Here is a 2,563-nt window from a genome sequence, read left to right on the forward strand (position 1 = left end):
CGGCACCACACGCTCCTTCGCGGCCGAAATGGCCGGCCTCGGTTCCGCTGATCGGAGCGAGCGCCTCCTGCGGCTCGTCCAGACCCAGGCGGCCATGGTTCTGGGACATGGCACCTCGACCTCGATCGACCCGGAGCGACCCTTCAAAGCCCTGGGCTTCGACTCCCTCACGGCCCTCGAACTCCGAAACCATCTGAGTCAGCACACCGGTCTCAAACTCCCGCCGACCCTCATCTTCGACCATCCCAGCCCGCGTGCGCTTTGCGCGTACCTCGACAGCAGGGTTTCTCCCGTCGTACCGGAGGAGTCCTCCGACCTTCTTTCCGAGCTCGACAGATTCGAATCCGCCCTCGCCTCGGCCGTCCTCGACGAGGAGGCCAGATCTGCGATCGAAGCCAGGCTCAACGGCTTGCTCGAAGGCATGGGCAGATCGCGGCGGCAGTCGGATTCCGTGGTCGAACAAATAATGTCGGCTTCGGCCGACGAGATATTCGACCTCATTGACAAGACCATTTCCTGATGTCCGGCGAGACGATTATGCGGAGGTTGACCCAGTGAACGACCAGGAAAAGCTCGTACAGTATCTGAAGAGGGCCACGGTCGAGCTGTACGAGACCAAGCAGCGGCTTCAGGAACTGGAAAGTCAGGCTCGCGAGCCGATCGCGGTGGTGGGGATAGGTTGCCGTTTCCCTGGTGGGGTGGGTTCTGCTGGGGATTTGTGGGATGTGGTCGCCTCGGGGAGAGAGGTGATCGGTGAGTTCCCGGTGGATCGTGGCTGGGATCTGGGCAGGTTGTTCAGTTCTGATCCGGATGAGTCGGGGACCACGTATGTGCGGCGTGGCGGGTTCTTGGCTGACGCTGGTGGGTTCGATGCGGAGTTCTTTGGAATTTCGCCGCGTGAGGCGTTGGGGATGGATCCGCAGCAGCGGGTGTTGCTGGAGGTCGCGTGGGAGGCGGTGGAGCGTGCGGGTATCGATCCGCGCAGCCTGGCCGGGACTTCCACCGGCGTCTTCGCGGGTACGTGGTCCCATGAGTACGGTTCGGGGAGCGTCGAGGCCCCCGAGGGGGACCGCCTGACCGGAGTGGCGACCAGCGTGGCGTCCGGGCGTATCTCGTATGTGCTGGGCTTGGAGGGTCCGGCGATCACGGTGGACACGGCGTGTTCCTCGTCGCTGGTGGCGATCCATCTGGCGGTTCAGGCGTTGCGCCGGGGTGAGTGCTCCCTGGCACTGGCGGGCGGTGCCACGGTCATGGCCTCTCCCGACCTTCTCGTGGACTTCGCCCGGCAGCGTGCGCTGGCGGCGGACGGCCGGACCAAGGCGTTCGGCGCCGGTGCCGACGGCATGGTGGCGAGCGAGGGCGCCGGGCTCGTCCTGCTCGAAAGACTGTCGGACGCGCGGGCCAACGGGCATCCGATTCTGGCGGTGATCCGGGGGACAGCGGTCAACCAGGACGGGGCGTCGAATGGTCTGACGGCTCCGAATGGTCCGTCGCAGCAGCGGGTGATTCGTGCTGCTTTGGCGGATGCGGGGTTGTCGGCGGGTGATGTCGATGTGGTCGAGGCTCATGGCACCGGGACCACGTTGGGTGATCCGATCGAGGCGCAGGCGATCATCGCCACCTATGGGCAGGACCGGCCCGCTGACCGGCCGTTGTGGCTGGGGTCGGTGAAGTCGAACATCGGTCATGCGCAGGCGGCGGCTGGTGTCGCTGGTGTGATCAAGATCGTGGCGGCGATGGAGCGGGGGGTGTTGCCGAGGTCGTTGCATGTGGACGAGCCGAGTCCGCATGTGGATTGGTCGGGTGGGGCGGTGTCGCTGCTGGCCGAGTCGCGGGGGTGGCCGGGGGGTGACCGGGTCAGGCGTGCGGGTGTGTCGTCGTTCGGTATCAGTGGTACGAACGCTCATCTGATTCTGGAGGAGCCGCCGGCCGTTTCGGAGGAGCCGCCGGTCGTCGACGGTGATGGTGGGTCGTCGTTGGTGGTGTGGCCGCTTTCGGGGCGCAGTGAGGAGGCGTTGCGGGCGCAGGCGGAGCGGTTGGGGGGTTATCTGGCTGGTCGTCCGGGTGTGGATGCGGTGGCTGTGGCTCATGGTCTGGCCAGGGGGCGGACGCATTTCGCGCACCGGGCCGTGATCGTGGGTCCGGCGGTGGGCGGTGTCGAGCAGGCCGCTGAGACTGCTCAGATCGGTGAGATCGCCGAGGCCGGTGTGGCCCTGGGTGGGGCGCTTGGGTCTGTTGCTGGGGGGCGTGTTCATCCGGGTGTGGTTTGTGGCCGGGTGTCTGTGCGGGGTGTGGGGAGGACGGTGTTTGTTTTTCCTGGTCAGGGGTCGCAGCAGCCGGGTATGGGGTTGGGGTTGTATGAGGCGTTCGGGGTGTTTCGCCGGGCGTTGGATGAGTGTGATGAGGCGTTGCGCCCGTATACCGGTTGGTCGGTGGTGGGGGTGTTGCGTGGGGATGTGGGTGCCCCTGCTTTGGTGGGTGCTGATGTGGTGCAGCCGGTGTTGTTCGGGGTGATGGTGGCGCTGGCGCGGTTGTGGCGTTCGTGGGGGATTGTTCCTGACGC

General features: G+C 66.1%; 2 protein-coding genes. Both read left to right on the forward strand.

Annotation, left to right across the window (positions count from 1 at the left end; all coding sequences use genetic code 11):
• A partial coding sequence (locus ACGFIV_RS36200; protein ID WP_392839594.1) for an acyl carrier protein occupies positions 1-520 on the forward strand: 520 nt, incomplete at its 5' end.
• A 34-nt stretch (positions 521-554) separates the two neighbouring features.
• Positions 555-2,563 (forward strand): type I polyketide synthase (locus ACGFIV_RS36205; RefSeq protein WP_392839596.1); only part of this gene is annotated, 2,009 nt, incomplete at its 3' end.

The sequence above is a fragment of the Sphaerisporangium sp. NPDC049003 genome, assembly GCF_043197795.1.
Taxonomy (GTDB): Bacteria; Actinomycetota; Actinomycetes; order Streptosporangiales; family Streptosporangiaceae; genus Sphaerisporangium.